Source organism: Streptomyces sp. NPDC046915 (assembly GCF_040644935.1).
Lineage (GTDB): Bacteria > Actinomycetota > Actinomycetes > Streptomycetales > Streptomycetaceae > Streptomyces.
Window position 1 is genome coordinate 24,176 of record NZ_JBEYXB010000006.1, and the last position, 25,354, is coordinate 49,529.

Below are 25,354 nucleotides of genomic sequence, written 5' to 3' on the forward strand. Positions count from 1 at the left end.
GCCCGCATCCTTCGGGGTGCGGGCCCCAGCTGCACGCATCTCCCGCAGTGATTTCAACTGCGGGCGACTCGGGGGAATTGGCAGTCTCGTCACGTGCGGCTCCTCCTTCGGTGATGTAGGAGCGTGCTGAAGAGCTACGCCGCAGCCGACGCCTGGATCTCAAGGTCCCCGTTGCGTCACCCATTTCAGCACCTGCGCCCCGGATATTTCCGGCGGCTCGAGTCTGTTTTCTTTTGCCACCGGTCCATACCTGTAATTCTCCATGCCGCTCATTGCCGTGGGAATTCCTTGATATGCGCCACATCGAGGAAGGTTCCGCATGAACCGCACACGCACGAACGATCGCTTCGACCGCTCCCGTCACGGCAGTGCCGACGCCGGAAAGGGCGGCAGTCGCATGGGCTCGCAGGCATCGCGCCGTTCCGGCGGCCTCGTCCGCTCCGGCGGTTACGGCCGCCGGTCAGCCGCAGCGCAAGGTGAGTTCGCGCTGCCCAGGACGATCACCCCCGCGCTGCCCGCCGTTGCGGGCTTCGCCGATCTCGACATTCCCGAGCAGCTGTTGGCCGAACTCGGCAGGCAGGGTGTGACCGCACCGTTCCCGATCCAGGGAGCGACGCTGCCGAACTCCCTGGCGGGCCGTGACGTCCTGGGCCGCGGCCGCACCGGTTCCGGCAAGACCCTCGCCTTCGGCCTCGCCCTGCTCGCCCGCACCGCCGGACAGCGTGCCGAGCCCCGCCAGCCGCTGGGGCTGATCCTCGTACCCACGCGTGAGCTGGCGCAGCAGGTGACCGACGCGCTCACCCCGTACGCCCGTTCCGTGCGGCTGCGGCTGGCCACGGTGGTGGGCGGCATGTCGATCGGCAGGCAGGCCGGCGCGCTGCGCGGCGGAGCCGAGGTCGTCGTCGCGACACCGGGGCGGCTCAAGGACCTTATCGACCGCGGCGACTGCCGGCTGAACCATGTCGGCATCACCGTGCTGGACGAGGCCGACCAGATGGCCGACATGGGCTTCATGCCCCAGGTCACCGCGCTGCTCGACCAGGTGCGCCCGGAGGGGCAGCGCATGCTGTTCTCCGCCACCCTGGACCGCAACGTCGACCTGCTGGTGCGCCGCTATCTGACCGACCCCGTCGTGCATTCGGTTGACCCGTCGGCCGGTGCGGTCACCACGATGGAGCACCACGTCCTGCACGTTCACGGCGCCGACAAGCACGCCACCACGATCGAGATCGCCGCCCGCGACGGCCGCGTGATCATGTTCCTGGACACCAAGCACGCCGTCGACCGGCTGACCCAGGAGCTGCTCAACAGCGGGGTACGCGCCGCCGCGCTGCATGGCGGCAAGTCGCAGCCGCAACGCACCCGCACGCTGGCGCAGTTCAAGACGGGGCACGTCACCGTGCTGGTGGCGACCAATGTCGCGGCGCGTGGCATCCACGTCGACAACCTCGACCTGGTCGTCAACGTCGATCCGCCGACCGACCACAAGGACTACCTCCACCGCGGCGGCCGTACCGCCCGCGCCGGCGAGTCCGGCAGCGTCGTCACGCTGGTCACACCGAACCAGCGCCGCGGCATGGTCCGCCTCATGTCGGACGCCGGAATCCGGCCGCAGACCACCCAGATCCGCTCGGGAGACGAGGCCCTGAGCCGGATCACCGGCGCCCAGGCCCCGTCCGGCATCCCGGTCGTCATCGCCGCACCGGTGGTCGAACGCCCCAAGCGCAGCGCCTCCTCCCGAGGCCGACGCCGCCCTTCCTCGGCGACCCGGCGCGCCCCCGTACGCCGTCCAGTCCTCGACACGGTGGCCTAGAACCTTCGTGATCGGAAAGTTGACCCATCTCCGCAGGAGGCACCTTTTGTCGCTGATTCAGACGCAGCCCCGCTCGGCGGACGCCGACCCCGTGCACAGGACGGCGGTGGAGGTCATGGACGCGGCCGGACCGCAGGTCTGTGACGATATGAGCGTCGAGGTGGCGCTGGCCGTCATGGCCGCCGCACGCACGGGCCGACTGGTCGTCTGCGACCAGGACGACCAGCGCATCGGCCTGGTGACCCGAACCGACCTCACCGCCGTCCGTGACAGCGGCGCTCACACGGACCGCGTCCGTCTGCGTGACATCCTCGGCGACCACGGATCGTCCACCTCACCCGTGACCACGATGGCGAAGCCGAGCACGTGATGCGCTCCCGTCGGCTCGGTGCTCTGCGAGTCGCAGACGAGCAAGGCAGCGCCCTGGGCATCCTCGCCCTCTCCCACTGAAACGCCTCGCCCCTGGTCGGACCGTTCCTTCTCCCTGTGAGGCCACATGCGCTGCGTCATCGCCCGCTTCCCCTTCGAGCTCACCAAGGGCGGAGTGCTGGAATCGATGAAGGGCATCAAGCCCGAACCGGTCACCGGAGAATCGGTGATCATCGGCCGCCGCCACTACCCCGTCAAGCAAGTCGGCCAAGTCATCACCCGCCAGGACCGCCGTGACTTCAGCGCCGCAGAAGTTCTCCGGGCCATGACCCAGCTCGGCTTCACCTGCCGCGCTCTCCCCGAGGCCGCGCCTGTGGGCATCCCCGGCTCGCTGCAGCACGCCTCCGCGATGCTCGGCACCCCCGTGACGGTCTGATTGGGTAAACGGGCACGTGCCGACATTTGACCAGCAGTGTGCGTCGGCGACGGCCATTGTGGAACGGACGGCTGTGGCGCCGGCAATCACCGTGATCACCAGGGTCACCCCGGTCCTTGGTTCGGCCATGCCCTGCGCGTGCCTGCCAACCCCTGTGCCCGCCCCCTCAACCCGCCAACCCCGCAGAGCCACAGTGCTTGCCTGAAGGGGACTGAGAACCACGGTCGACGCATGACGGCACCTGCTGCCGTGAGTCCGTGTCTCGGCAGCCATGGTCTGGCTCGAGTCGGGGACGTGCCGGTTCGCGCAAGCGGCCCATCCGCGGCGATGCCACCGGCTGGGCGAGCGCGGGAGAGTGCCCCGGGACGAGGAAGCCGATCCTCGCCAAGGCGCTGAGGCGGCAGCAGGAGCGTCGACCCGCGGATCGCGGCACCCGCGTGCACACTTCCACGAGCTGCTCGATCATCCCGGGATCGTCGAGGGCGGTGCAGACCCTCGTGCCGCGCCCGTCAACGGCCGGCCTGCGGGGCGTCACGGCTGGAAGCGTCCGTCCCGCTCGGTGGTGTCCTTCACGAGACGCGGTGATGGCCGGTGCCCGCCGACGGTAGCCGCGGCGCGGTCGGCGACGTCACGCTCGGCCCGACGTGCTGCGCGGCGGTGGGTCACTGTGAGCGCCGGACTGGGCCTCGGAGCTGCTTGAACCACCCATGGACCGGTCGAGGCGGATTACTTAGTCTTCGAGCATGCGGAAATCTATGCCAGCCAGAGTAGACATTGGGTGGCGGTGTGGTTATGGTTTCTCTCGTAGCCGAGATCGAGCGAGGCCCGGCAGAGATGAACTGCCGGGCAGCAGTACCGCAGTTGCAGTGCGCAGGACGGTGCGGTGGTGGAGTTCCGAAGCCAGAGCGGTTGCAGGACGGCGACGGGACTGACGACCGGACCGGGTGGCCCGCAGTGATCAGGGGCCGCCATGAGCAGTACCGCAGTGGCAGTACCCGTAAGTGCAAGTTCGCGGTACCCAGCAGTGAAGTCAGTGAGCGGTACCTCGGTGAAGGCGTCGGCTGCGGGCGCGCGCACCGGGAGGTTCGGCAGTGGGGTTCCAAGCCAGAGCAGACGCAGGACAGGCGACGGGGCCGGCTGCCGAAGGTGGCGCTGTTCGAGGCCGCCAGCAGTTTGCAGTACCAGCAGTCCGCGGTTTCCGTTAGTGAGTAGTTGATCAAGAGGGAAGAACGGAGGAGCCGAGCGCCATCAGGATCGCCCGGGTGGAAGTCCAGGACCCGGGTACCGCAGGACATCGATAGTGAGGTGGTCTCCGGTCAAGCAACCGCGATCCCCGCGACCCCGACAGCGTCTCGGTCGGGTCTGCGGAAACAGAGGGCCGGTGCAGTGTCAGGGCCGGCAGATGGTGTAGTAGTTCCTTCGGGGCCCTGGTGCCGTCTGGCATCAGGGCCCCTCGACGCGTTCCACAGAGAGGTGCAATGACAGCAGATGACACGTTCGGCCGTCTCGACGACGACGATTACCCCGCCTACACCATGGGCCGGGCCGCCGAGATGCTCGGTAGCACCCCCGCCTTCCTCCGCGCCCTCGGCGAAGCCCGCCTGATCACCCCCCTGCGCTCCGAAGGCGGCCACCGCCGCTACTCCCGCTACCAGCTGCGCATCGCCGCCCGCGCCCGGGAACTCGTCGATCGGGGCACCCCCATCGAGGCCGCCTGCCGCATCGTCATCCTCGAAGACCAGCTCGAGGAAGCCCAGCGCATCAATGCCGAATATCGCCGCGCCGCCGAATCAGCGAACCCGACGGCAGCAGAATGAGATGAGCGTGCCCGTCAGCGCCGGCGGGCATCGCGCGCACGGTCTCGGTGTGCGGATTGATCTTTTCCTGTGGTGACGCGGCGTGTGGGCGTGTAGCGTCTGCGTCAGCTGTCGTGGTTCGGAATTCCCTCTTGCCCACGCCTTTGGTGTGGGCGTTTTGCTGTGCTGTGCCGCAGGGACCAGGGCGATCACCTCCGTCTGCCACATGGAGTGGGAGGCGTTCATCGACTGGAAGGCATGACCATGGCTACGGGAACTGTGAAGTGGTTCAACGCGGAGAAGGGCTTCGGCTTCATCGCCCAGGACGGCGGCGGCCCGGATGTCTTCGCGCACTACTCCGCGATCAACTCCACAGGCTTTCGTGAGCTCCAGGAGGGCCAGGCCGTGACGTTCGACGTCACCCAGGGCCAGAAGGGCCCGCAGGCCGAGAACATCAACCCGGCCTGACCTCGCAGACCTGCCCGAGGGATCGCGCACGCCGCGTCCGGTGGCCGCCGCCCGTGCGGGCCCTGCCGCCCACGTGGACGAAGGCGCCTGATCTCGTGCCGGGCCGGCACAAGATCAGGGGCCGCGCAGCAATGGCTGCGCGGCCCCTGATCACCCTCCGAGCACGTACGTCGCGGTCTACGCGGCGGGGGTGAGTTCGGCGCGGCCGAACAGCAGGGCGTAGCCGGTGGGGAGCTGGTGGAGGATGCGGGTGATCAGGTCGGGGCCAGCGTAGGTGGCGACGGCGGAGAAGACGGATCCGGTGTCCCAGCGGGTGGTGGCCAGGGAGGCGCCGGTGCGGGCGGCGAGGTCTTTGACGAAGGCCCAGCCGGTCAGCGGCTGGGTGTCCGGGATCTGCGCGGTCAGCACGCGTGCGGCTTCCAGGGGCAGGCAGGCGGCCAGGTCGACGCGTTCGTCGCCGGTCACCTGGCGCCCCAGGCCGGCAAGAACCAGGCGGACGGCTTCGTCGGCTGTCTCGCGGGTGGGGTAGGCGCCCTCGTAGCGGACCTTCTCCAGCATCTGCTCGTATGCCGTCCCGTACGGCTGCTGGGACGGTGCGTGCCGGTCGGAGATCACGGGGGTGGTTGCCTTTCTTGCTGTGGCCGGTGTTCGGGCACCGGGGGACGGGATGGTCAGGTGGGTTGGGGGCGGCCGAAGAGCAGGTCGTAGCCGACGGGGAGCTGGAGCAGGATCTGGCCCAGCAGGTCTTCGCCGGCGGCGTCGGCGACCGTCGACAGCACGGCACTGACGTCCCAGGCCGCGGTCTGCTCGGTGGCGCCTTCGATCCACGCGGCGGTTGCGCGGACGAACCGCTCCGGGGGCAGCGGCTCGGCGCTCTGCAGCGGGTTGAGCAGGATCAAGGCGAACGTCTCGGGCAGGCGTGCCGCCAGCCGGGCGCGGACGTCGCCGACCAGATGCGCGCCGAGCAGGGCGAGTACCACACGGGCCGCGCGCTCGGCTTCCTCCAGAGTGTCGTACTCGCCGCGTTCGGTCACGTGGCCGAGGAACGCTTCGCGTCGCAGAATCATCTCAGCCGCCACCCCTCTTCTTCGGCTTGCCCGAGAGGGGTGCGGAGGGCGGGGTGAGGGGGAGATCAGGTGCCCGTCCTCCGCACCCGTCCGGCCGGTGTCAGCCGGAGATCTCCTTGCGGCCGGAGCCGACGCCGATGGAGATCTTGCGGGGCTTGGCGCGCTCGGCGATCGGGATGCGCAGGGTGAGCACGCCCGCGTCGTAGTCGGCCTGGATGTGCTCGGTGTCGAGGGTGTCGGCGAGCACGATCTGGCGGGAGAAGACGCCCAGCGGCCGCTCGGACAGCTCCATCTGCACGTCGTCGGCCTTCGCCACTGGCCGCCGCTCGGCCTTGACGGTGAGCATGTTCCGCTCGACGTCGATGTCGAGCGCGTCCGCGGGGACGCCCGGAAGGTCGAAGGCCACCACGTACTCGTCGCCCTCGCGGTAGGCGTCCATCGGCATCGCCGACGGGCGGGACCAGGTGCCCGGGCCCATCAGCTGCTGCGCCAGCCGGTCCAGCTCACGGAAGGGGTCAGTGCGCATCAACATCGTGAAAACACCTCCAGCAGGTTCAGGCAGTGGCTGCCAATGCGCCTCACTGACACCGTTGTAACATGTCATCCAATGGATGACAAACACGATGTCGTCTATGTGATGACCAACTGAGGGAGGTGCCCGTGACCGCAGCCGACCAACCGCCCACGACCAGTACGAACGCCCACCGCCCGGCGTCATTCCTCGCCGCGGCGGCCGCTCTCAACGCCATAGACGACGCCCTGCGCGACGCCCAGCGAGAGTCCCCGGACACCCCGGATGCGCCCGGCCCCGGCGCCGAGCATGCGCTGGCCTCCCTGATGCTCCTGCGGCAGGTGCGCGAGCAGCTCGCCAGGTGGGAGACCGGCCTGATCGAAACGGCCCGGGACGCGGGAGCCAGCTGGGCGGACCTCGCACATCCCCTTGGCGTCGCCAGCCGCCAGGCCGCCGAGCGCCGCTATCTGCGCGGCCGTCCCGGCCCGGCCGGGACCACCGGTGAGCAACGGGTTACGGCCACCCGCCAGGCCCGGGCTGCCGAACGCACCACCGCCACGTGGGCGCGCGCCAACGCCGCTGACCTGCGCCGCCTCGCCGGCCAGATCACCGCCCTTACCGACCTTCCCCCGGCCGCCCGCCGCCCGCTCGGTGAGCTCCACGCGGCCCTCGCCCACGACGACCCCGCCGACCTCATCGCCCCCCTGACGGCCGCCCGCCCCCACCTGGCCGCCGCCCACCCCGACCTCGCCGCCCGGCTCGACACCCTCACACCCCCCTGAACCCATCCATTCCGGTTCTCGGTTCTGTGCCTTCTCGGGCCCCGGGCCGTGGGGGCATGCCCAGGTCCACGCTGCCTGTGGCAGCAGCGGCCCGGCGAGCCTGGGCGCGCTTGCTGGCCAGGAACTTCAGGGTGAGGTCGGGTCCTTCGACCTCACCGCGCCAGCCTTCGTTCGATCGCGCGTTGGCGGCGGGCCAGCAGGTCGGCCTCCAACTCGTCGAGCCGGGGCAGCATCTCGGGGTTGATCGACAGCATCGGGCATCGGATGCAGGCGTGCTCATGCGCGCAGGGCGTGCCGTAAGGGCGTCCGCAGGAGCCGAGTTCGACCTTGCGCTTGTCGAAGTGCTCCTGGAAGTCACTCCATTCCTCGTCAGTGGGTCGGCGGTACTCCGTCGGGGGCCGCTTGGCCCGGCGACGGTCGAGGAATTCGGTGTAGTGGGCGATGACGTCCTCGCCGAAGACGGCGTTCGGCAGTTCCGTCGCCTCAACCGGCGTGGCGACCGGCAGGGGAATGCCGCGCTCCGCCGCATCGTGTTCACCCGTCTGCGGGTCGACCCGCGTACTCAGGACTACTACGAGCGCCGGATCAAGGAAGGCAAGACCCGGCGCGAAATCGTCTGATGCCTCAAACGCTACGCGGCCCGGGAGGTCTTCGACCTGGTCAAACAGGTACGGCCAGCACCCCGCTCATAAGGGCTGTCGTGACAGATGAGAGGGTCAGGCGGGTGAGTGAGACACCGATGAACACCCTGCAATACCGCTTTGACGGGCCAGAAGACGCCCCGGTCCTGATCCTCGGTCCCTCACTGGGTACCACATGGCACATGTGGGACCGGCAGGTCCCCGAACTGGCCCGGCAATGGCGGATCTTCCGGTTCGACCTGCCCGGGCACGGCGGCGCCCCCGCGCACCCGGCGGGGTCCGTCTCCGAGCTGACCGCGCGGCTGCTGGCCATGCTGGACGGGCTCGGGGTGCACCGCTTCGGCTACGCGGGCTGCGCGCTCAGCGGTGCCGTCGGCATCGAGCTGGCCCTGCGCCACCCGGAGCGGCTGGCCTCGCTCGCGCTGGTCGCCGCCTCGCCGCGGTTCGGCACGGCCGACGAGTTCCGGCAGCGCGGGGTGATCGTACGGACCAACGGGCTCGACCCGATCGCCCGCACCTCGCCCGACCGCTGGTTCACCAGCGGATTCGCCGCCGCCCAGCCCGCGATCACCGAATGGGCCGTGCAGATGGTCCGCACCACCGACCCCGGCTGCTACATCGCCGCCTGCGAGGCCCTCGCCGGGTTCGACGTGCGCCCCGAACTGGGCCGCGTCGGCGTGCCGACCCTCGTCCTGGTCGGCTCCGACGACCAGGTCACGGGCCCGGCCGAGGCCCGCACCCTCGTCGCCGGCATCCCCGACGCCCGCCTCGCGGTCGTCCCCGGCGCCTCCCACCTGGTCCCCGTCGAGCAGCCCGCCGCCGTCACCGACCTGCTGGTCAGACACTTCTCCACCGCCTGGCAGCCCGCCCACGAGCACGCCACCGGCCATACGGCCCTCCCGGCGATCGCTCCCCAGCCGGTCCTGGCCGTGCCGCCGCAGGCCCGGCCCATCGCCGAGATCGCCCCGGCCGTCGCCGTACCGCAGCAGCTGCCCGGGCGACCCGACCCCTACGACGCGGGTCTGAAGGCCCGCCGGGAGGTCCTCGGCGACGCGCACGTGGACCGCGCGCTCGCCCAGGCCGACGACTTCTCCGGGGACTTCCAGGAGTTCGTCACCCGCTATGCCTGGGGCGAGATCTGGGACCGCCCCGGCCTCGACCGCCGCACCCGCAGCTGCGTCACGCTCACCGCGCTGGTCGCCGGCGGCCATCTGGAGGAGCTCGCCGTCCACACCCGGGCGGCCCTGCGCAACGGACTGACCCCCGGCGAGATCAAGGAGGTGCTGCTCCAGGCGGCCGTCTACTGCGGCGTACCGGCGGCGAACAGCGCCTTCCGGGTGGCCCAGCAGGTCATCCGCGAGGAGACCACGCCCGAGGGCTGATCCGGTCCGGACGGCGTCCGCGGGGCGGCGGGAGGCAGGATGGAAGCCATGAAGCTCACGAAGATGTCCCACGCCTGCGTCCGCCTGGAGAAGGACGGGCGGACGCTCGTCGTCGATCCCGGCGGCTTCAGCGAGCAGGACGCCGCCGCCGGCGCGGACGCCCTCCTGGTCACCCACGAGCACCCGGACCACTTCGACGAGGGCCGGCTGCGGACCGCTCTGGAGGCCAACCCCGCGGCCGAGCTGTGGACCCTGGAGTCGGTCGCCGACCAGCTCGCCGCGGCCTTCCCCGGCCGGGTGCACACCGTCGGCCACGGCGACACCTTCACCGCCGCCGGCTTCGACGTACAGGTCCACGGCGAACTGCACGCGGTGATCCACCCGGACATCCCGCGCATCACCAACGTCGGCTACCTCGTCGACGGCGGCAAGGTCTTCCACCCCGGCGACGCCCTCACCGTCCCCGGCCTGCCGGTCGAGACCCTGATGCTCCCGGTCATGGCCCCCTGGAACAAGATCTCGGAGGTGATCGACTACGTCCGCGAGGTGCGCCCGCAGCGCGCCTACGACATCCACGACGCCCTGCTCACCGACCTCGCCCGCCCGATCTACGACCGCCAGATCGACGCCCTGGGCGGCGCCGAGCACCTGCGGCTCGCACCCGGTTCGTCCGCCCAGGTCTGACCACCGCGGGAGGCCGGGCGGACCGCGTTGTCGGACCCGCCGGGTAGGTTGTGAGACATGCGCATCGCGACCTGGAACGTGAACTCGATCACCGCCCGCCTCCCGAGGCTGCTGGCCTGGCTGGAGAGCAGCGGCACCGACGTGCTCTGCCTCCAGGAAGCCAAGATCGCCGAGGAGCAGTTCCCGTTCGACCAGCTGCGCGAGCTGGGCTACGAGGCGGCGGTCCACGCCACCGGCCGCTGGAACGGCGTGGCGGTGCTCTCCCGCGTCGGCCTCGAGGACGTCGTCAAGGGCCTGCCCGGCGACCCCGGCTACGACGGCGCGGTGGAGCCCCGGGCCGTCGCCGCGACCTGCGGCCCGGTCCGCGTCTGGTCGGTGTACGTGCCCAACGGCCGCGAGGTGGACCACCCGCACTACGCCTACAAGCTCCAGTGGTTCGAGGCCCTGAAGGCCGCCGTCGCCGGGGACGCGGGCGGCAGCCGCCCGTTCGCGGTGCTCGGTGACTACAACGTGGCGCCGACCGACGACGACGTCTTCGACGTGGCCGCCTTCGAGGGCAGCACCCACGTCACCCCCGCCGAGCGCGCCGCCCTGGCGTCCCTGCGCGAGGCGGGCCTGTCCGACGTCGTCCCGCGCCCGCTGAAGTACGACCACCCCTTCACGTACTGGGACTACCGCCAGCTCTGCTTCCCCAAGAACCGTGGCATGCGCATCGACCTGGTGTACGGCAACGCACCGTTCGCGAAGGCGGTCGAGGACTCCTACGTGGACCGCGAGGAGCGCAAGGGCAAGGGCGCCTCCGACCACGCGCCCGTCGTGGTCGACCTGGACGTGCAGGACGCGTAGACGTGGAGGACGTGTAGAGGACACGACACCAGCGCCCGGGCTGTGGTGCGCACGGCGCTGCGAATGCCACGCTGGAGGCATGAACATCCCTTTCCTGGGCCACCGGCACCCCAAGACCGGGGAGGCGATGCTCCCCACCGACCCCGAGGGCGTCGCCGACCTCCTCTCCGAGTGCGAGCTGCTGCGCTCCCAGGCGGAGGAGGCGGGGGTCAGACTCGACGACTCCCCGGCCTCGTTGGAGGCGCTCGACCAGGTGCTGCCGCGCTGGCGCGACGACGAGGAGACCCTGCCCTGGCTGGGCAACGACGCCGGTTTCTACCTGGGCACGGTGATCGTGCGCACCGTGCCCGGCGCCCTGTGGGACATCCGGCCCGCCGGACCGGTCGTACGGCTGGCGTCCGGCCGTGAGTTCGACGTCGTCGCGTCCGGCCACGAGTGGGCCGCGAGCGGGGTGCCGGAGCTCTCGCAACTCTACGCCGAGGTCGCCGAGTCCTAGGCACAGCCCGCCCGTTGGGCCCCCGGTCACCGGGCGGCGACCCCGGTCGGCTCCCCGACCGGTGGTCGTCGCATAGGATGTGCCCTTCGTGGGGTGGCGGTTCACATAGCCAGACCCGGCCGGCGGCAGCCGGCGATCACTGCTCGCGCAGCGGTACGGACACGTATGACGGGTCGTCCGCCGGTGAGGAGAAGGTCAGCTGCGCGCCGGACGGGTTGTGCTCGATGTAGAGCGGGTCGACCGTGTCCACGACCAGGGCGAGACGGTGCCCGGCCGGGACGTCGTAGGCGGTGGAGAACAGATCCAGGTCCACGTCGAACGACTGGCCGGGCGTCCGTCCGTGCCAGGTGTACGGGGCGTGGGTGACCAGCTTGCCGAGGCCGAGCGGACCCACGTCGTACAGGTAGGCGACGAGGGTGCCGCTCTCCTTGGTCGGGGTGAGCGTGGTGTGCAAGCGCGCGGTGCCGCGCACCTGTTGGGCGGAGGCGTACTTCTCCGACTGCCACACCGCGGCCCAGCGGCGGGGGAGCAGCGGAAGCGACGCGACGGGCGGCAGCTGGGCCACCTGGTCCAGGATGCTGGAGAGGAAGACGACCCCGCCGTCCGCGCCCGAGTCGACGTTCGCGTGGATGGTGGTGGAGCCCTCGAGGGCGATCTTCCGGCGGGTCGCGGTGACCGACTTCCAGTCGGGGTAGCCCTCGTAACCGCCCGTGGTACGGGACTTGAGCCGGACCGGCTGCTCACGGTCGACGCCGTTGTCCGCTCCCTTGAGGTAGTGGTCGAACCAGCGGTCGGTGTCGCTCCACACGTCGTTGGGCAGCCCGAACAGGCCGGTCAGCTCGGGGGTCGCGTGGTCGCCGGGCCTGAGTTCCAGTCGCTTGGGGCCCGTGAGCCGCTCGTAGAAGTCGGTGTACTGGTTGGCGGGGAAGATGGTGTCGCCCCAGGCGTTGGCCATCATGACCGCCGGGCGGTTCTCGTTCAGCTGGTCGAGGTAGGTCGCGGCGGAACGTTTCTTTCCCCAGGCGATGAGATCCGGCTCCTTGGTCAGGTCGGAGGCGTAGAAGTCGTCGAAGACCTGGCGCACTTCGGGGCTCTCGCGCCCGGTGACAGTGGCCGTGCCGTCCAGGAGGGCGGCGGCCTGGACGTGCTCGGTCCGGCCGGAGTAGATGGAACCGGTCAGGTCCGCCCAGCCGCTCAGCGCGGCGACGGCCTTGATCCGCTTGTCGTGGGCGGCGGCCAGCAGGCTGATGCCCGCGCCGTAGGAGACCCCCGCCATCCCCACGTGCGCCGGGTCCGCCGGGGTGTTGGCGAGCGCCCAGTCGATCACCTTGGAGGCGTCGGCCGTGTCGGGCGGCCCCGCCACTTCTATCTCGCCGCCGGACTGCCAGAATCCGCGCACGTTGTAGGTGAGCACGACATAACCGGAGTCGGCGAGCTTCTGGGCCTGGGCGAGATACTCGACCTGGGGCAGGCTCCAGCTCGTGGGCAGCACGATCAGCGGGTAGCTGCGCGAGCCGTCGGCCCCCGCGGGCGTGACGACGTTCGCCTTGAGCACCGTGCCGCCGTCGCCGGTGATGTCGACGAAGCGGACGCTGTTCTGCGCCGCCAGGGCGGTCGGGGCGAGCCCGAGAACGCCACCGGCGATCAGTGTCGCGGAGACGGCGCCCACGGCGGTCGTACGCAGGGCCTGGCGATGGGTTCCCACGGGTCACTCCTCACTCGTGTCAGTGCAAAGTGACCCGACGGTAACCGGGATGACTTACTCCAGGTAACCCGTCGGTAAGTTACGCGCGAGTAAAGATTGTTGCCGTGTGAACGGAATCAGGAGGCGCGGTGTGAGGCGCGCGCGGGCGAGGCCTCCGGGGCCGGCAGCGGCGCCTGGGCCGCCCGCGTCACGTCCGCGACCAGTTCCACCACGTCGGGGCCGTACGCCTGCGAGTTGACGACCTTCAGCAGCAGGACGAAGGAGTTGCCGCCGTGCTTGCGGGTCAGCCGTTCGTGGTTGCGGGCGAGGTACCGGGTCGCCGCCTGGTTGGTGATCGCCCGCTGCCCGCAGAACAGGAACACCGGCCGGGCCTCGCGCCGCTCGCCCGCGGTGAGCCGGGCCAGCAGGACGTACTCCGTGACGCCCGGCTCCATGCGGTAGCGCTCGCTGCCGATCTGGAAGGCGCCGCGGTCCGGGCCCGGCTCCGGATCCACGTTGACGCGTATGCCGGGCAGCATCGCCGACATGTGGGCCAGCATGCGCCGGTTCGAGCCGGGACCGCCCACGCAGAACTCCGTGCGCTCGCCGAATCCCTGCTGGACGGTGTCCTGGGTGACCACCTGAAGGTGCGCCCCGCAGTCCTTGATCAGCGCGGCGAGTTCCAGGAGGGCGAACACGTCGAAACGATGGACCGCCGGCTCGGACGTGGCGGGGTCGCGGTTGACGACGAGCAACGACTCCGAGTTCTCCGGCAGACCGAAGAAGCCCTGCTTGCGGTGGAGCTTCCGCTTCCACAGATACGTGCGGGCGATCCAGCCCAGCCCGGCGCTGATGCCGGCTGCCACCACGCCCAGTACGATATTGCGCACGTCGTCGTTCATGGGCGCGCATGGTAGCGGGTCCGGCGTACCGGTGTTCGACGCGTTCCTGACGTGACCATGACGATGCACTAAGCTGCCTGGACGGTCTCTGGCTGGAGGTGCGGATGCGTCGCCCTGTCGCACGGAAACTGTCGGTCCTGGCGGTCTCGGCCGCCATGGTGTCGGTGGGGGCGGCAGCGCCACCCTCCGCCGCCGGTGCCGTCCCCGGGAAGGTCCCGGTCGCCGTCGGGTACGGCGGTGCCGTCGCCAGCGTCGACGCCGACGCCTCCGCCGCCGGCATCGCGGTGCTGAAGAAGGGCGGCAACGCCGTGGACGCCGCCGTCGCCACGGCCGCCGCGCTCGGCGTCACCGAGCCCTACTCCTCCGGCATCGGCGGAGGCGGCTACTTCGTCTACTACGACGCCAAGTCCCGTACGGTGCACACGATCGACGGCCGGGAGACCGCGCCCCTGACCGCCGGCTCCGACCTCTTCCTGGAGAACGGCAAGCCCCTCGCCTTCGCCGACGCCGTCAGCAGCGGCCTGAGCGTCGGCACGCCCGGCACGCCCGCGACCTGGCAGACGGCGCTCGACAAGTGGGGCAGCAGAAGACTCGGCACGGTCCTTGGACCCGCCGAGCGGATCGCCCGCGACGGCTTCACCGTCGACGACACCTTCCGCTCCCAGACGGCGGCCAACGAGACCCGCTTCCGCTACTTCCCGGACACCGCCAAGCTGTTCCTGCCCAACGGGCAGCTCCCGGTCGTCGGCTCCACCTTCAAGAACCCCGACCTCGCCCGCACCTACGAGGAACTGGCGAAGAAGGGCGTCGGCGCGGTCTACCACGGCGACCTCGGCAAGGACGTCGTATCCACCGTCAACAACCCGCCGGTCGGCAAGGGTTCCGGCTGGAACGCCCGCCCCGGCAAGCTGTCCGCCAAGGACCTCACGGCCTACCGCGCCAAGCTCCAGGCGCCCACGAACACCTCGTACCGCGGACTGAAGGTGTACTCCATCGCCCCCTCGTCCTCGGGCGGCACCACGGTCGGCGAGGCCCTCAACATCCTGGAGAGGACCGACCTCTCCAAGGCCAGTGAGGTCCAGTACCTGCACCACTACATCGAGGCGAGCCGCATCGCGTTCGCCGACCGCGGGCGCTGGGTCGGCGACCCCGCCTTCGAGGACGTACCGACGAGGCAACTGCTCTCCCAGAAGTACGCCGACTCGCGCGCCTGCCTGATCCAGGACGACTCGGTCCTCACCAGCCCGCTCGCCCCCGGCGACCCGCGCCACCCCGCGGCCTGCTCCGCCGGCGGCACGGCCGCCCCGACGACGTACGAGGGCGAGAACACCACCCACCTCACCGTCGCCGACAAGTGGGGCAACGTCGTCTCCTACACGCTCACCATCGAGCAGACCGGCGGCAGCGCCATCACCGTGCCCGGCCGCGGATTCCTGCTCAACAACGAGCTGACCGACTTCTCCTTCGCCCCGGCCAACCCGGCCGTGCACGACCCGAACCTGCCGGGCCCCGGAAAGCGGCCGCGGTCCTCGATCTCGCCGACCATCGTGCTCGACCGGCACGACAGGCCGGTGGTGGCGCTGGGGTCGCCCGGCGGCGCGACCATCATCACCACCGTGCTCCAGACCCTCACCGGGTTCCTCGACCGGCACCTTCCCCTGGTCGACGCCATCGCCGCACCCCGCGCCAGCCTGCGCAACGCGGCCAAGACCGAACTCGAACCCGGCCTCTACAACGGCGAGTTGCGCGGCAAGCTGGAGGCCATCGGGCACTCCTTCTCGCTCAACCCCGAGATCGGCGCGGCGACCGGCGTGCAGCGGCTGGGCAACGGCGAATGGCTGGCCGCCGCCGAGAAGGTACGGCGCGGCGGCGGCTCGGCGATGGTGGTGGACCCGGCGCCGTAGGCCGGGCCCACGGGCTCACCCCATCGGGGACGGGCTCACAACTCGGAGGCGGGTGGCTTCTCGGCCAGATCCTCCGTGCGGAACACCAGCCGCCCGTCCGCCACGTCCACCGTCACCCGGCTGCCCTCCCCGATCCGGCCGTCGAGCAGCAGCCGGGAGAACTCGTTGTCGACCTCGCGCTGGATGGTGCGGCGCAGCGGCCGGGCGCCGTACTCCGGCTCGTAGCCGCGTTCGGCCAGCCAGTTCACGGCCGCGTCGGCGAACTCCACCGTGACGCCCTGCGCGTGCAGCATCCGGCGGGTCCGCTCCAGCAGCAGATCCGTGATCCGCCGCAGCTGCTCGGCGCTGAGCTGACGGAAGACGACGATCTCGTCGATGCGGTTCAGGAACTCCGGCCGGAAGTGCTCGCGCAACGGCCTCAGGATCTGCTCCCGCCGCGCCTCCTCGTCGGCCTCGGCGCCGCCCGGCCCGAAGCCGATGCCGGCGCCGCGCCGGTTGATCGCCTCGGAGCCGAGGTTGCTGGTCATCACGATGACGGTGTTGGTGAAGTCGACGGTGCGGCCCTGCGAGTCGGTCAGCCGCCCGTCGTCCAGCACCTGGAGCAGGATGTTGAAGACGTCCGGGTGCGCCTTCTCCACCTCGTCCAGGAGCAGCAGCGAGTACGGGTGCCTGCGCACCACCTCGGTGAGCTGGCCGGCCTCCTCGTGACCGACGTAGCCGGGCGGGGCGCCGACCAGCCGGGAGACGGTGTGCCGCTCCTGGTACTCGCTCATGTCCAGGCGGACCATCCGGTCCTCGCTGCCGAACAGCGCCTCCGCCAGCGCCCTGGCCAGCTCGGTCTTGCCGACACCGGTCGGGCCCAGGAACAGGAAGCTGCCGATCGGCCGGTCGGGGCTCGCCAGCCCGGCCCGCGAGCGCATCACGGCCTCGGCGACCACCGCGACCGCCTCGTTCTGGCCGACCACCCGCTGGTGCAGGTGCTGTTCCAGGCCCAGCAGCCGCTCCTTCTCCTCCTGTGTGAGGCGGCTGACCGGGATGCCGGTCTGCCGGGCCACCACCTCGGCGATGGCCTCGGTCGTCACCTCCAGGTCCTGGCCCTCGTCGGCCCGGTCCTCGCCGGCGGTCTCCGCGATCCGCTGCTTCAGCCCGGTGATGCGGTCCCTGAGCTGGGTCGCCTGCTCGTACTGCTCGTCCGCGACCGCCTGGTCCTTGTCCCGGGTCAGCTGCTCGACCTCGCGCTCCATGGCGCGTACGTCCGTGCCCTTGGTCCGGGCGCCCAGCCGCACCCGCGCCCCCGCCTGGTCGATCAGGTCGATCGCCTTGTCCGGCAGGCGGCGGTCGGCGAGGTAGCGGTCGGACAGCTCCACGGCGGCCACCAGCGCCTCGTCGGTGTAGCGGACCTGGTGGTGGGCCTCGTACCGGTCACGCAGCCCGCGCAGGATCTCGACGGCGTCCGCGACGGTCGGCTCCGGCACCAGGACCGGCTGGAAGCGGCGGGCCAGCGCCGCGTCCTTCTCGATCCGCCGGAACTCCTCCAGCGTGGTCGCGCCGACGATGTGCAGCTCGCCGCGGGCCAGCGCGGGCTTGAGGATGTTGGCGGCGTCCATCGCCCCGCCCTCGCCGCCACCGCCCGCGCCGACGACGGTGTGCAGCTCGTCGATGAAGACGATCAGGCGGTCGGAGTGGGCGCGGATCTCGCCGACGATGTTGTTCAGCCGTTCCTCGAAGTCGCCGCGGAAGCGGGTGCCCGCGACCACCCCGGTCAGGTCCAGGGCGACCACGCGGCGCCCGAGGAGGACGTCGGGCACGTCCCCGTCGGCGATCCGCTGGGCCAGGCCCTCCACGATCGCGGTCTTGCCGACGCCCGCGTCACCGATCAGGACCGGGTTGTTCTTGCCGCGCCGGGAGAGCACCTCGATGGTCTGCTCGATCTCGTCGTCCCGCCCGATCACGGGGTCGATGCCCCCCTGCCGGGCCAGTTCGGTCAGGTCGCGGCCGTACTTGTCCAGCGTCGGCGTGGACGTGGGGCGCTGCCGCTCGGCGGTCTGCGTCCGCTCGGCGGCCTCGGGGGCCCCGGGCGGAAGACCGGAGGACGCGTAACGGGCCGCGTGCAGGATGTGCCCGGCGGCCGAGTCCGGGTTCGCGGCCAGCGCGCTCAGCACGTGCTCGGGGCCGATGTACCCGGCGCCGCGCGAGCGGGCCAGGTCGTGCGCGTCCAGCAGGGCGCGCTTGGCCGCCGGGGTCAGGGACAGCGTCGTCGGCGGCGGTGCCTCGCCCGGCGGATGCTGGACCGGGCCGGACCGCTCGTCGATCTCCGTCGCGAGCGAGTCCGGGTTCGCGCCGGCCCGGCTGAGCAGACTCCGGGTGGGTTCGGCGGAGAGCGCCGCGCGCAGCAGGTGCTGCGTGTCCAGGTCCCGGCTGCCGTGCTCGGCGGCGTACTGGGCGGCGCCTCTCACCAGTTCCCGGGCCGGCTGGCTCAGCAGACGGCCGATGTCGATCTGGCGGGGTCCGGTACCGGGGCCGGATCCGCCGAAGAAGCGGGCGAGGAATTCGCCGAAGGGGTCGCCCTCCGGGCCGATGAAGCCGCTGGTCATCGTTTCCGTTTCCTTCGCTGACGGGTGGCTCCCGCCGGGTAACCGGGTTGGGGTGCGCTCATGCCACGATGGCACGTTCTGTTTCTGGTGGCATGTTCGGAGCGCCGATGATTTGGGGCTTTCAGGTCGTTCTGCGAGTGCGGCTGAGTGGGGGTTTGTCGCGCCCACGCGGCGGAGCCGTATATCGATACAGCCCCGCGCCCCTAGGTCAGCTGGTCTACCGCTCCGTGAGAATGCGCGGGCCCGCCTCTGTGATCGCCACCGTGTGTTCCGTGTGGGCCGCCCGGGAGCCGTCGTTCGTGCGGAGTGTCCAGCCGTCCGGAGCCGCGTGGTAGGCGTCGGTTCCGCCGGCGATCAGCATCGGTTCGATCGCCAGGACCATGCCGTGGCGCAGGGGGAGGCCCCGGCCGGGGCGGCCCTCGTTCGGGACCGGGGGGTCCTCGTGCATGCGGCGGCCGATGCCGTGGCCGCCGTAGTCCTCCATGATGCCGTACCCCGCCGTCCGGCAGACCGTGCCGACGGCGTGGGCGATGTCGCCGATGCGGTTGCCGACGACCGCCGCCGCGATGCCTGCCGCCAGGGCCCGCTCGGCCGTCTCGATCAGTGTCACGTCGGCCGGGCGGGCCCGTCCCACGGTGAAGCTGATCGCCGAGTCTCCGGCCCAGCCGTCCACCACGGCGCCGCAGTCGATGGAGACCAGGTCCCCGTCGCGCAGCCGGTACCGGTCCGGGATTCCGTGCACGATCGCGTCGTTGACGGAGGCGCAGATCACCGCGGGGAACGGGGTCGGGGCGAAGGAGGGGCGGTAGCCGAGGAACGGTGAGGTGGCGCCCGCCTCGCGCAGCACCTCCCGTGCCACCTCGTCCAGTTCCAGCAGGGTGACGCCCACGGCGGCGGCCTTCCGTACGGCCGTGAGGGCCCGCCCCACGACCTGGCCCGCCGCGTGCATCGCTTCGATCGACGTGTCCGTCTTCAGTTCCATCATGCCAATTACTATACCGGTATTAGAATGACGGCATGGTGCGTACCCCTCTCACCCCCGAGGAGCGCGAGCGCGGCGAGCGGCTCGGGCGGTTGCTGCGTGAAGCGCGTGGCCAGCGGAGCATGACGGATGTCGCCGCCGAGGCGGGCATCTCGGCCGAGACCCTTCGCAAGATCGAGACGGGCCGTGCTCCCACTCCGGCGTTCTTCACGGTGGCCGCGCTGGCCCGGGCGCTCGGTCTGTCGATGGACCACGTGGCGGAGCGGTGCGAGCTCGCCGGCTTGCCGGTCAAGAACCCGTAATGGGCGGCTCGCGCAGCTTCGCCGAAAACTGGACGTAGCAGCGCTGTAACACGACTGGTGTTGCCTACGGAGCCGGAGTGCTCCGGTCTGGCGGGAGTTGGGCGATGGCTGTGGATCAACTCCCTGGGCAGGTACGGGAGTTCGCGAACTACCTGGACGGTCTGCTGACGCGCCTGGACCAGGGCGGCGGCTGGTGCGGGGTGTTCTGGCAGCGCGACCCCGAAGGCATGCGGGCCTGCCTCGGCGGGCGTGAGGTGCCGCCGTGGGACGTGGTGGACGCGCTCCTGCACGACCTCGCGGTGACGTACGGCGCCCCGGCCGCGGAAGCCGAAGGGGGACGGGCCCGGGTGCTGCACCAGGCCGCGCTCGCCGCATACGACTCCCTGCCGGGCGTCCGGGCGGAACTGGGCGACCGGCTCGACACGATGCTGCGCGAGCAGCGGTACGCCGCCGAACGGCAGGCCGAACTGAACGGGCTGCTCGCCGCGGCGACCACGCCTCAGGCGGCCGACGCCCTCCGCCTCGACCTCGCCTGGGCCCACGACGACCACGAACGCGCCACCGCGCGGTGCGCGGAGCTCCGGTCCCGCATGGCCGACCTGGACCGGCGTGCGCCGGGCGGCACGCCGGCCGCCCGGCGGGACGCGGACGGGGATGTCCTCCGCGTCGAGCACGGCTCCCCGGCCGACGGCGGCGAGGCGGCCCCGGCCGACGGCCGGCGGACCACCGCACCCGACCCCACCGACTTCCATCCCTTCCGCCGCCCCGACCGGACACCGGACGCCGGCCACGAGCACCCCGCCCCGCCCGAACCCGCCGCCACCGCCCCGGCCCCGTCCGCGCACCCCACGCCCGAATGGGCCCCCGCCCCCGAGCCGCCCCCCACCGCCCCCAAGCAGCGCAAGCGCCGCCGGGGCAGTGCCCGCTTCGCCGGGATGGCCGAGGACGAGGCGGCGCCGGCCGTCATGCCGGAGGTGACGCGGACCCCGTCGCGGCCGCTCGCCGCCGACCCGGCGCCCGCGCCCCGGCGCACGCCGCGCGGTGCCCGGTTCGCCGGAGCCGCGCAGGAGGTGCGGCAGCCGATGCCGCGGGCCGAGCCCACGGACGCCACGGACGCCACGGACGCCAGCGACGCAGAGGCGGCGCGGGCCGTCGCGGGGGCCGTCGAGCGGCTCGTACGGCTGCGCGCGGAGGGCCGCAGCGGCGAGGCGCACGCCCTGCTGGCCGAGGCCGCGTACTGGCCCGCCTCCCGCCTCCCGCCGCTCGCGGCGGAACTCCGGCGCGCCGGGCTCGGCGCCGACTGGACCACCCTGCTCTGGGAGGCCGCCTCGCTGCCCGCCGACCGGCTGGTGGCCGCGGCCGACGCCCTGGACGCGGCGGGGCGCTCCGCCGACGGGCAGCAGATCCTGCGGCAGGGCGTCGCCCGGCCCGCCGCCGAGATAGCCGAGGCCGTGCTGGCACTGGACGCGCAGGGCCGCGGGCGCGAGGTGCGGGTCCTGCTGGACGCCTACGTCCGGGTCCGCACCCCCGAGGAGGCCGCGCGCAGCGTCGCCGCCGACCCGCGGCGTCTCCTGCCGCTGCTGCTCCAGGCCGCGCGGGGCGTCTCCCAGGAGCGGCACTGGGACCTGCTGCATGCCGTCCGGGTCGCCGGGTTCACCGCCTGAACGCCGTACCCGCGCGCAAACCCCGATCGCCCACTGGAGTGCGAAACACGGTCGACTCCGCGGGTTGACGGCGATGGTCTTGGCAAGGCCGTCCGGGAGGCTTACGTTCGAGCCTCTACGGCCCCGCGTCTACGGGCGTAGAGGGATGAACGTCCCGTCGAAGGAGCAGCTCATGGCGAACGTCGTCCGCGCCGCACTGGTCCAAGCCACCTGGACCGGCGACACCGCGTCCATGGTGGCGAAACACGAGGAGCACGCCCGCGAGGCCGCCCGGCGGGGCGTCAAGGTCATCGGGTTCCAGGAAGTCTTCAACGCCCCCTACTTCTGTCAGGTCCAGGAGGCGGAGCACTACCGCTGGGCCGAGCAGGTGCCCGACGGGCCGACCGTCAGCCGTATGCGGGAACTGGCCCGCGAGACAGGCATGGTGATCGTCGTCCCGGTGTTCGAGATCGAGCAGTCGGGTCACTACTACAACACCGCGGCCGTGATCGACGCCGACGGCAGCTACCTCGGCAAGTACCGCAAGCACCACATTCCGCAGGTCAAGGGCTTCTGGGAGAAGTACTACTTCAGGCCGGGCAACCTCGGCTGGCCCGTCTTCGACACCGCCGTCGGCAGGATCGGCGTCTACATCTGCTACGACCGGCACTTCCCGGAGGGCTGGCGGCAACTCGGCCTGAACGGCGCCCAGCTCGTCTACAACCCGTCCGCCACCCACCGCGGCCTGTCCTCCCACCTGTGGCGGCTGGAACAGCCCGCCGCGGCCGTCGCCAACGAGTACTTCGTCGCCGCGATCAACCGGGTCGGCGTCGAGGAATACGGCGACAACGACTTCTACGGCACGAGCTACTTCGTCGACCCGCGCGGCCAGTTCGTCGGCGAGACCGCCAGCGACACCAAGGAGGAACTACTCGTCCGCGACCTCGACTTCGACCTCATCGAAGAAGTGCGGCAGACGTGGGCGTTCTACCGCGACCGCCGCCCCGACGCCTACGAAGGGCTGGTGCAGCCGTGACCAAGGACCTGCTGGGCCGCCACCGGGCCGTCCTGCCCGACTGGCTCGCCCTCTACTACGAGGACCCGATCGAGCTCACCCACGGCGAGGGCCGGTACGTCTGGGACGCCGCAGGCAAGCGCTACCTCGACTTCTTCGGCGGCATCCTCACCACGATGACCGCGCACGCCCTGCCCGAGGTGACCAAGGCGGTGAGCGAGCAGGCCGGGCGGATCATCCACTCCTCCACGCTCTACCTCAACCGGCCGCTGGTCGAACTCGCCGAACGGATCGCCCAGTTGTCCGGCATCCCGGACGCCCGGGTCTTCTTCACCACCTCCGGCACCGAGGCCAACGACACCGCCCTGCTGCTCGCCACCGCCTACCGGCGCAGCAACACCGTCCTGGCGATGCGCAACAGCTACCACGGCCGCTCCTTCAGCGCGGTCGGCATCACCGGCAACCGCGGCTGGTCCCCGACCTCCCTGTCCCCGCTCCAGACCCTGTACGTCCACGGCGGTGTGCGCACCCGCGGCCCGTACGCCGGGCTGGGCGACGACGAGTTCATCGCCGCCTGCGTCGAGGACCTGAAGGACATCCTCGGGCACACCCGCCCGCCCGCCGCACTGATCGCCGAGCCCATCCAGGGCGTCGGCGGCTTCACCTCCCCGCCCGACGGCCTGTACGCCGCGTTCCGTGAGGTCCTGCGCGAGCAGGGCATCCTGTGGATCGCCGACGAGGTGCAGACCGGCTGGGGCCGCACCGGCGACCACTTCTGGGGCTGGCAGGCGCACGCCGGCAGCGGACCGCCGGACATGCTCACCTTCGCCAAGGGCATCGGCAACGGCATGTCCATCGGCGGCGTCGTCGCCCGCGCCGAGATCATGAACTGCCTGGACGCCAACAGCATCTCCACCTTCGGCGGCACCCAGATCACCATGGCGGCGGGCCTGGCCAACCTGACGTACCTGCTGGAGCACGACCTCCAGGGCAACGCCCGGCGCGTGGGCGGGCTGCTCATCGAACGGCTGCGGGCCGTCGCCGCGCAGCTGCCCGGCGTACGGGAGGTCCGCGGCCGCGGGCTGATGATCGGCGTCGAACTGGTCAAGCCCGGCACCGACCGGGCCGATCCGCAGGCGGCCGCCGCGGTGCTGGAGGCGGCCCGCGCGGACGGACTGCTCCTCGGCAAGGGCGGCGGCCACAACACCAGCGCCCTGCGCATCGCGCCGCCGCTGTCCCTGACCGTCGCGGAGGCCGAGGAGGGCGCCGCGATCCTCGAACGCGCTCTGAGGAGCACCTGGTAGCACCGACCGGGCTGCCCCGGGCAGCACATGAGCAAGGGAACAAGGTCATGGCCACCACCTTCGAGACCCTCCAGAGCCTGGAGCCCGCCCTGTCGGTCCGGCAGGTCCTCAATCTGGAGCGGGTGCTCGCCGGGGAGCCGGAGGTGGTGGCCGGCGCCGCCCAGCTCGACCGGCCCGTGCGCTGGGTGCACGTCGCCGAGGCCCCCGACGTCGGCGTGATGCTCAGCGGCGGCGAGATGGTGCTCACCACCGGAGTGCTGCTCGCCGGCGACGAGGGCAAGCAGGCCGAGTACATCCAGTCGCTGCACCGCGCGGAGGCCGCGGCCGTCGTCCTCGGGCTCGGCCGGGCCTTCCCCGCCCCGCCGGACGTCATGCGCCGGGCCGCCGAGCGGTGCGGGCTGCCCCTGGTCGTCCTGCACCGCCCGTTCCCCTTCGCCGAACTCACCGAGGAGGTGCAGTCCCGGCTGGTGCGGCGGAAGTTCGCCGCCGTGAGCCTGTCGGAGGCGGTACGCACCGCCCTCACCGGGCTCATCACCGCGGGTGCCCCGCTGCAAGGCCTGCTGGACGAGGTGGCCCAGCACAGCGGCTGTCCCGTCGTCGTCACCAACCTCGCCCACCGCGTGCTGGCCACGGCGGGGGAGCGGTCCGCGGTGGACGACGTACTGCGCGACTGGGAACGCATCGCCCGGCAGGCGGGCGGCGGCCCCGGCGACGGCTGGATCCGCGCCGACCTCGGCGGGCGCGGGGAGCGGTGGGGCCGGCTCGTGCTGTGCGGATACCGGGGCGACACCGCCACCGGACGGCTGCTCGCCGACCGCGCCGCCGAGGCCCTCGTCCTGCACCGCATGCTCGGCGGCGCCGCCGCCCACACCTGGGAGGAGCAGTCCGCGCAGAGCCTGCTGACCGACCTGGTCTCCGGCGTCGTACCGGCCCGCCACCTGCTGCCCCGGGCCCGCGCGGCCGGGCTGCCGGTCAACCGGCGCACCTTCGTGCCGCTGGTCGTGCGGGACACGGAACCCGCCGGGCTCGACCGCCTGCTCAGGCTGCTGGGCCTGCCGGGGCTCGTCGCCGAGCTGGCCGACGGGGCCACCGCCGTGCTGCTCAGCCTCGCCCGGGACCAGGACGCCGACGCGCTCGCCGGACACTTCGCGGCCCGGCTGCGCACCGAGACCGGGGAGGCCCGCACGGTGGTCGCCGCCGCCGATCCGCGGACCGCCTGGGACGACGTGCCCGCCGGGCTGCGCGAGGCCCAGCACGTCGCCGACGCCGTGGCCGACTCCTCGGCCGCCCTGGCCCTCCCGGCCGTCGTCCGCCTCCGGGACGTCCATCTGCGCGGCCTGGTCCGGCTGCTGCGGGACGACCCGCACGTGCAGTCCTTCGCCGAACGGGAGCTGGACGGGCTGCTGTGCGACACCGGCCAGGACCTGCTGAACGTCCTGCGCACCTACCTCGCCACCGGCCGCAACAAGTCCCGTACCGCCCAGCTCCACCACGTCTCCCGGCCCGCGCTCTACCGCCGGCTGGAAGCGATACAGGGCCGCCTCGGCGTCGACCTGGACGACTTCGAGCAGGCCGCCTCCGTGCACATCGCACTCCTCGCACACGACGCGCAACAGGGCTGAAACATAGGATGACCTGCGAAAACGGCGGTGAAACATGGGCTCGGCAACACGTGACACAGTGGCACGCCGCCCACCCGCAGACGTGACACGCTGCAACTCAAAGTGGACTTT

23 protein-coding genes and 1 pseudogene are annotated in these 25,354 nt (G+C 71.6%); 17 read left to right on the forward strand and 7 right to left on the reverse strand.

Features of this window, described 5'->3' with window-relative positions; genetic code table 11:
• The first annotated feature begins 319 nt into the window (after positions 1-319).
• From ABZ915_RS16675 to ABZ915_RS16695, 5 genes and pseudogenes are all read left to right on the forward strand, one after another.
• A complete protein-coding gene (locus ABZ915_RS16675) occupies positions 320-1,813 on the forward strand; it encodes a DEAD/DEAH box helicase (protein WP_361802545.1) in 1,494 nt (497 codons plus the stop codon).
• Positions 1,814-1,859: 46 nt separating this feature from the next.
• Positions 1,860-2,263 (forward strand): annotated as a pseudogene (locus tag ABZ915_RS16680) (CBS domain-containing protein).
• A 46-nt stretch (positions 2,264-2,309) separates the two neighbouring features.
• Complete coding sequence (locus ABZ915_RS16685; RefSeq protein WP_361802548.1) at positions 2,310-2,618, forward strand: SCO5918 family protein; 309 nt, start codon at positions 2,310-2,312, stop codon at positions 2,616-2,618.
• Between the two features lie 1,478 nt (positions 2,619-4,096).
• Positions 4,097-4,435, forward strand: a complete 339-nt coding sequence (locus tag ABZ915_RS16690; protein ID WP_361802551.1) for a MerR family transcriptional regulator — start codon at positions 4,097-4,099, stop codon at positions 4,433-4,435.
• A 243-nt stretch (positions 4,436-4,678) separates the two neighbouring features.
• Complete coding sequence (locus tag ABZ915_RS16695; RefSeq protein WP_123545149.1) at positions 4,679-4,882, forward strand: cold-shock protein; 204 nt, start codon at positions 4,679-4,681, stop codon at positions 4,880-4,882.
• A 177-nt stretch (positions 4,883-5,059) separates the two neighbouring features.
• Here the strand turns inward: ABZ915_RS16695 and ABZ915_RS16700 are convergent, their stop codons facing one another.
• The 3 genes from ABZ915_RS16700 to ABZ915_RS16710 form a co-directional block, all read right to left on the reverse strand.
• A complete protein-coding gene (locus tag ABZ915_RS16700; RefSeq protein ID WP_361802554.1) occupies positions 5,060-5,497 on the reverse strand; it encodes a DUF2267 domain-containing protein in 438 nt (145 codons plus the stop codon).
• Positions 5,498-5,553: 56 nt separating this feature from the next.
• The gene (locus tag ABZ915_RS16705; protein ID WP_361802557.1) at positions 5,554-5,949 is read right to left on the reverse strand and encodes a DUF2267 domain-containing protein; all 396 of its coding nucleotides are present in this window, start codon (positions 5,947-5,949) and stop codon (positions 5,554-5,556) included.
• Positions 5,950-6,049: 100 nt separating this feature from the next.
• Complete coding sequence (locus ABZ915_RS16710; RefSeq protein WP_361802560.1) at positions 6,050-6,481, reverse strand: Hsp20/alpha crystallin family protein; 432 nt, start codon at positions 6,479-6,481, stop codon at positions 6,050-6,052.
• A gap of 128 nt (positions 6,482-6,609) precedes the next feature.
• Between ABZ915_RS16710 and ABZ915_RS16715 the strand changes: the two genes are divergently transcribed.
• From ABZ915_RS16715 to ABZ915_RS16740, 6 genes are all read left to right on the forward strand, one after another.
• Positions 6,610-7,242: a type III effector protein gene (locus ABZ915_RS16715; protein WP_361802563.1), complete on the forward strand. Its 633-nt coding sequence runs from the start codon at positions 6,610-6,612 to the stop codon at positions 7,240-7,242.
• Between the two features lie 434 nt (positions 7,243-7,676).
• On the forward strand, positions 7,677-7,862 hold the full coding sequence (locus tag ABZ915_RS16720) for a hypothetical protein (protein ID WP_361802566.1): 186 nt from the start codon (positions 7,677-7,679) through the stop codon (positions 7,860-7,862).
• A gap of 104 nt (positions 7,863-7,966) precedes the next feature.
• Positions 7,967-9,265 carry a 4-carboxymuconolactone decarboxylase gene (pcaC, locus tag ABZ915_RS16725; RefSeq protein WP_361802569.1) on the forward strand — a complete coding sequence of 433 codons (1,299 nt, stop codon included), beginning with the start codon at positions 7,967-7,969 and terminating at the stop codon, positions 9,263-9,265.
• Between the two features lie 48 nt (positions 9,266-9,313).
• Positions 9,314-9,949: an MBL fold metallo-hydrolase gene (locus ABZ915_RS16730; protein ID WP_361802572.1), complete on the forward strand. Its 636-nt coding sequence runs from the start codon at positions 9,314-9,316 to the stop codon at positions 9,947-9,949.
• Positions 9,950-10,006: 57 nt separating this feature from the next.
• Positions 10,007-10,795: an exodeoxyribonuclease III gene (locus ABZ915_RS16735; RefSeq protein ID WP_361802575.1), complete on the forward strand. Its 789-nt coding sequence runs from the start codon at positions 10,007-10,009 to the stop codon at positions 10,793-10,795.
• A gap of 79 nt (positions 10,796-10,874) precedes the next feature.
• On the forward strand, positions 10,875-11,291 hold the full coding sequence (locus ABZ915_RS16740) for a DUF6278 family protein (RefSeq protein WP_361802578.1): 417 nt from the start codon (positions 10,875-10,877) through the stop codon (positions 11,289-11,291).
• A gap of 136 nt (positions 11,292-11,427) precedes the next feature.
• Here the strand turns inward: ABZ915_RS16740 and ABZ915_RS16745 are convergent, their stop codons facing one another.
• Positions 11,428-12,996 (reverse strand): CocE/NonD family hydrolase, encoded by a 1,569-nt coding sequence (locus ABZ915_RS16745; protein WP_361802581.1) that lies wholly within the window; start codon positions 12,994-12,996, stop codon positions 11,428-11,430.
• Positions 12,997-13,112: 116 nt separating this feature from the next.
• Complete coding sequence (locus ABZ915_RS16750; protein WP_361802584.1) at positions 13,113-13,877, reverse strand: hypothetical protein; 765 nt, start codon at positions 13,875-13,877, stop codon at positions 13,113-13,115.
• Positions 13,878-13,981: 104 nt separating this feature from the next.
• On the opposite strand from ABZ915_RS16750, the gene ggt reads away from it, so the two are divergent.
• Complete coding sequence (gene ggt / locus ABZ915_RS16755) at positions 13,982-15,781, forward strand: gamma-glutamyltransferase (RefSeq protein ID WP_361802587.1); 1,800 nt, start codon at positions 13,982-13,984, stop codon at positions 15,779-15,781.
• A gap of 35 nt (positions 15,782-15,816) precedes the next feature.
• On the opposite strand, the gene ABZ915_RS16760 is transcribed toward ggt, so the two are convergent.
• Entirely contained in the window at positions 15,817-18,375 is a 2,559-nt protein-coding gene (locus tag ABZ915_RS16760) for an ATP-dependent Clp protease ATP-binding subunit (protein ID WP_361802590.1), read from the reverse strand.
• Positions 18,376-18,592: 217 nt separating this feature from the next.
• Positions 18,593-19,360, reverse strand: a complete 768-nt coding sequence (gene map / locus ABZ915_RS16765) for a type I methionyl aminopeptidase (RefSeq protein WP_361802593.1) — start codon at positions 19,358-19,360, stop codon at positions 18,593-18,595.
• 32 nt (positions 19,361-19,392) lie between these two features.
• Here map and ABZ915_RS16770 point away from each other — a divergent pair, with 32 nt between their 5' ends.
• The 5 genes from ABZ915_RS16770 to ABZ915_RS16790 all read left to right on the forward strand — a co-directional run bounded on the left by ABZ915_RS16770 (position 19,393) and on the right by ABZ915_RS16790 (position 25,243).
• On the forward strand, positions 19,393-19,659 hold the full coding sequence (locus ABZ915_RS16770) for a helix-turn-helix transcriptional regulator (protein WP_361802596.1): 267 nt from the start codon (positions 19,393-19,395) through the stop codon (positions 19,657-19,659).
• Positions 19,660-19,763: 104 nt separating this feature from the next.
• Positions 19,764-21,323, forward strand: coding sequence for a hypothetical protein (locus ABZ915_RS16775; protein ID WP_361802599.1), 1,560 nt, complete (start codon positions 19,764-19,766; stop codon positions 21,321-21,323).
• 172 nt (positions 21,324-21,495) lie between these two features.
• Positions 21,496-22,338: a nitrilase-related carbon-nitrogen hydrolase gene (locus ABZ915_RS16780; RefSeq protein ID WP_361802602.1), complete on the forward strand. Its 843-nt coding sequence runs from the start codon at positions 21,496-21,498 to the stop codon at positions 22,336-22,338.
• Positions 22,335-23,621 carry an aspartate aminotransferase family protein gene (locus tag ABZ915_RS16785; protein ID WP_361802605.1) on the forward strand — a complete coding sequence of 429 codons (1,287 nt, stop codon included), beginning with the start codon at positions 22,335-22,337 and terminating at the stop codon, positions 23,619-23,621. The genes ABZ915_RS16780 and ABZ915_RS16785 overlap by 4 nt, the downstream gene beginning before the upstream one ends.
• Before the next feature lie 47 nt (positions 23,622-23,668).
• Positions 23,669-25,243 (forward strand): PucR family transcriptional regulator, encoded by a 1,575-nt coding sequence (locus ABZ915_RS16790; RefSeq protein WP_361802608.1) that lies wholly within the window; start codon positions 23,669-23,671, stop codon positions 25,241-25,243.
• Positions 25,244-25,354 lie beyond the last annotated feature (111 nt).

Excerpts from the sequence above, each read along its gene's own strand:
- ABZ915_RS16675 (WP_361802545.1), top strand. The coding sequence starts at position 320 with ATGAACCGCACACGCACGAACGATCGCTTCGACCGCTCCCGTCACGGC.
- ABZ915_RS16685 (WP_361802548.1), top strand. The coding sequence starts at position 2,310 with ATGCGCTGCGTCATCGCCCGCTTCCCCTTCGAGCTCACCAAGGGCGGA.
- ABZ915_RS16690 (WP_361802551.1), top strand. The coding sequence starts at position 4,097 with ATGACAGCAGATGACACGTTCGGCCGTCTCGACGACGACGATTACCCC.
- ABZ915_RS16695 (WP_123545149.1), top strand. The coding sequence starts at position 4,679 with ATGGCTACGGGAACTGTGAAGTGGTTCAACGCGGAGAAGGGCTTCGGC.
- ABZ915_RS16705 (WP_361802557.1), bottom strand. The coding sequence starts at position 5,949 with ATGATTCTGCGACGCGAAGCGTTCCTCGGCCACGTGACCGAACGCGGC.
- ABZ915_RS16710 (WP_361802560.1), bottom strand. The coding sequence starts at position 6,481 with ATGTTGATGCGCACTGACCCCTTCCGTGAGCTGGACCGGCTGGCGCAG.
- ABZ915_RS16730 (WP_361802572.1), top strand. The coding sequence starts at position 9,314 with ATGAAGCTCACGAAGATGTCCCACGCCTGCGTCCGCCTGGAGAAGGAC.
- ABZ915_RS16735 (WP_361802575.1), top strand. The coding sequence starts at position 10,007 with ATGCGCATCGCGACCTGGAACGTGAACTCGATCACCGCCCGCCTCCCG.
- ABZ915_RS16740 (WP_361802578.1), top strand. The coding sequence starts at position 10,875 with ATGAACATCCCTTTCCTGGGCCACCGGCACCCCAAGACCGGGGAGGCG.
- ABZ915_RS16750 (WP_361802584.1), bottom strand. The coding sequence starts at position 13,877 with ATGAACGACGACGTGCGCAATATCGTACTGGGCGTGGTGGCAGCCGGC.
- ggt (WP_361802587.1), top strand. The coding sequence starts at position 13,982 with ATGCGTCGCCCTGTCGCACGGAAACTGTCGGTCCTGGCGGTCTCGGCC.
- ABZ915_RS16760 (WP_361802590.1), bottom strand. The coding sequence starts at position 18,375 with ATGACCAGCGGCTTCATCGGCCCGGAGGGCGACCCCTTCGGCGAATTC.
- map (WP_361802593.1), bottom strand. The coding sequence starts at position 19,360 with ATGATGGAACTGAAGACGGACACGTCGATCGAAGCGATGCACGCGGCG.
- ABZ915_RS16770 (WP_361802596.1), top strand. The coding sequence starts at position 19,393 with ATGGTGCGTACCCCTCTCACCCCCGAGGAGCGCGAGCGCGGCGAGCGG.
- ABZ915_RS16775 (WP_361802599.1), top strand. The coding sequence starts at position 19,764 with ATGGCTGTGGATCAACTCCCTGGGCAGGTACGGGAGTTCGCGAACTAC.
- ABZ915_RS16780 (WP_361802602.1), top strand. The coding sequence starts at position 21,496 with ATGGCGAACGTCGTCCGCGCCGCACTGGTCCAAGCCACCTGGACCGGC.
- ABZ915_RS16790 (WP_361802608.1), top strand. The coding sequence starts at position 23,669 with ATGGCCACCACCTTCGAGACCCTCCAGAGCCTGGAGCCCGCCCTGTCG.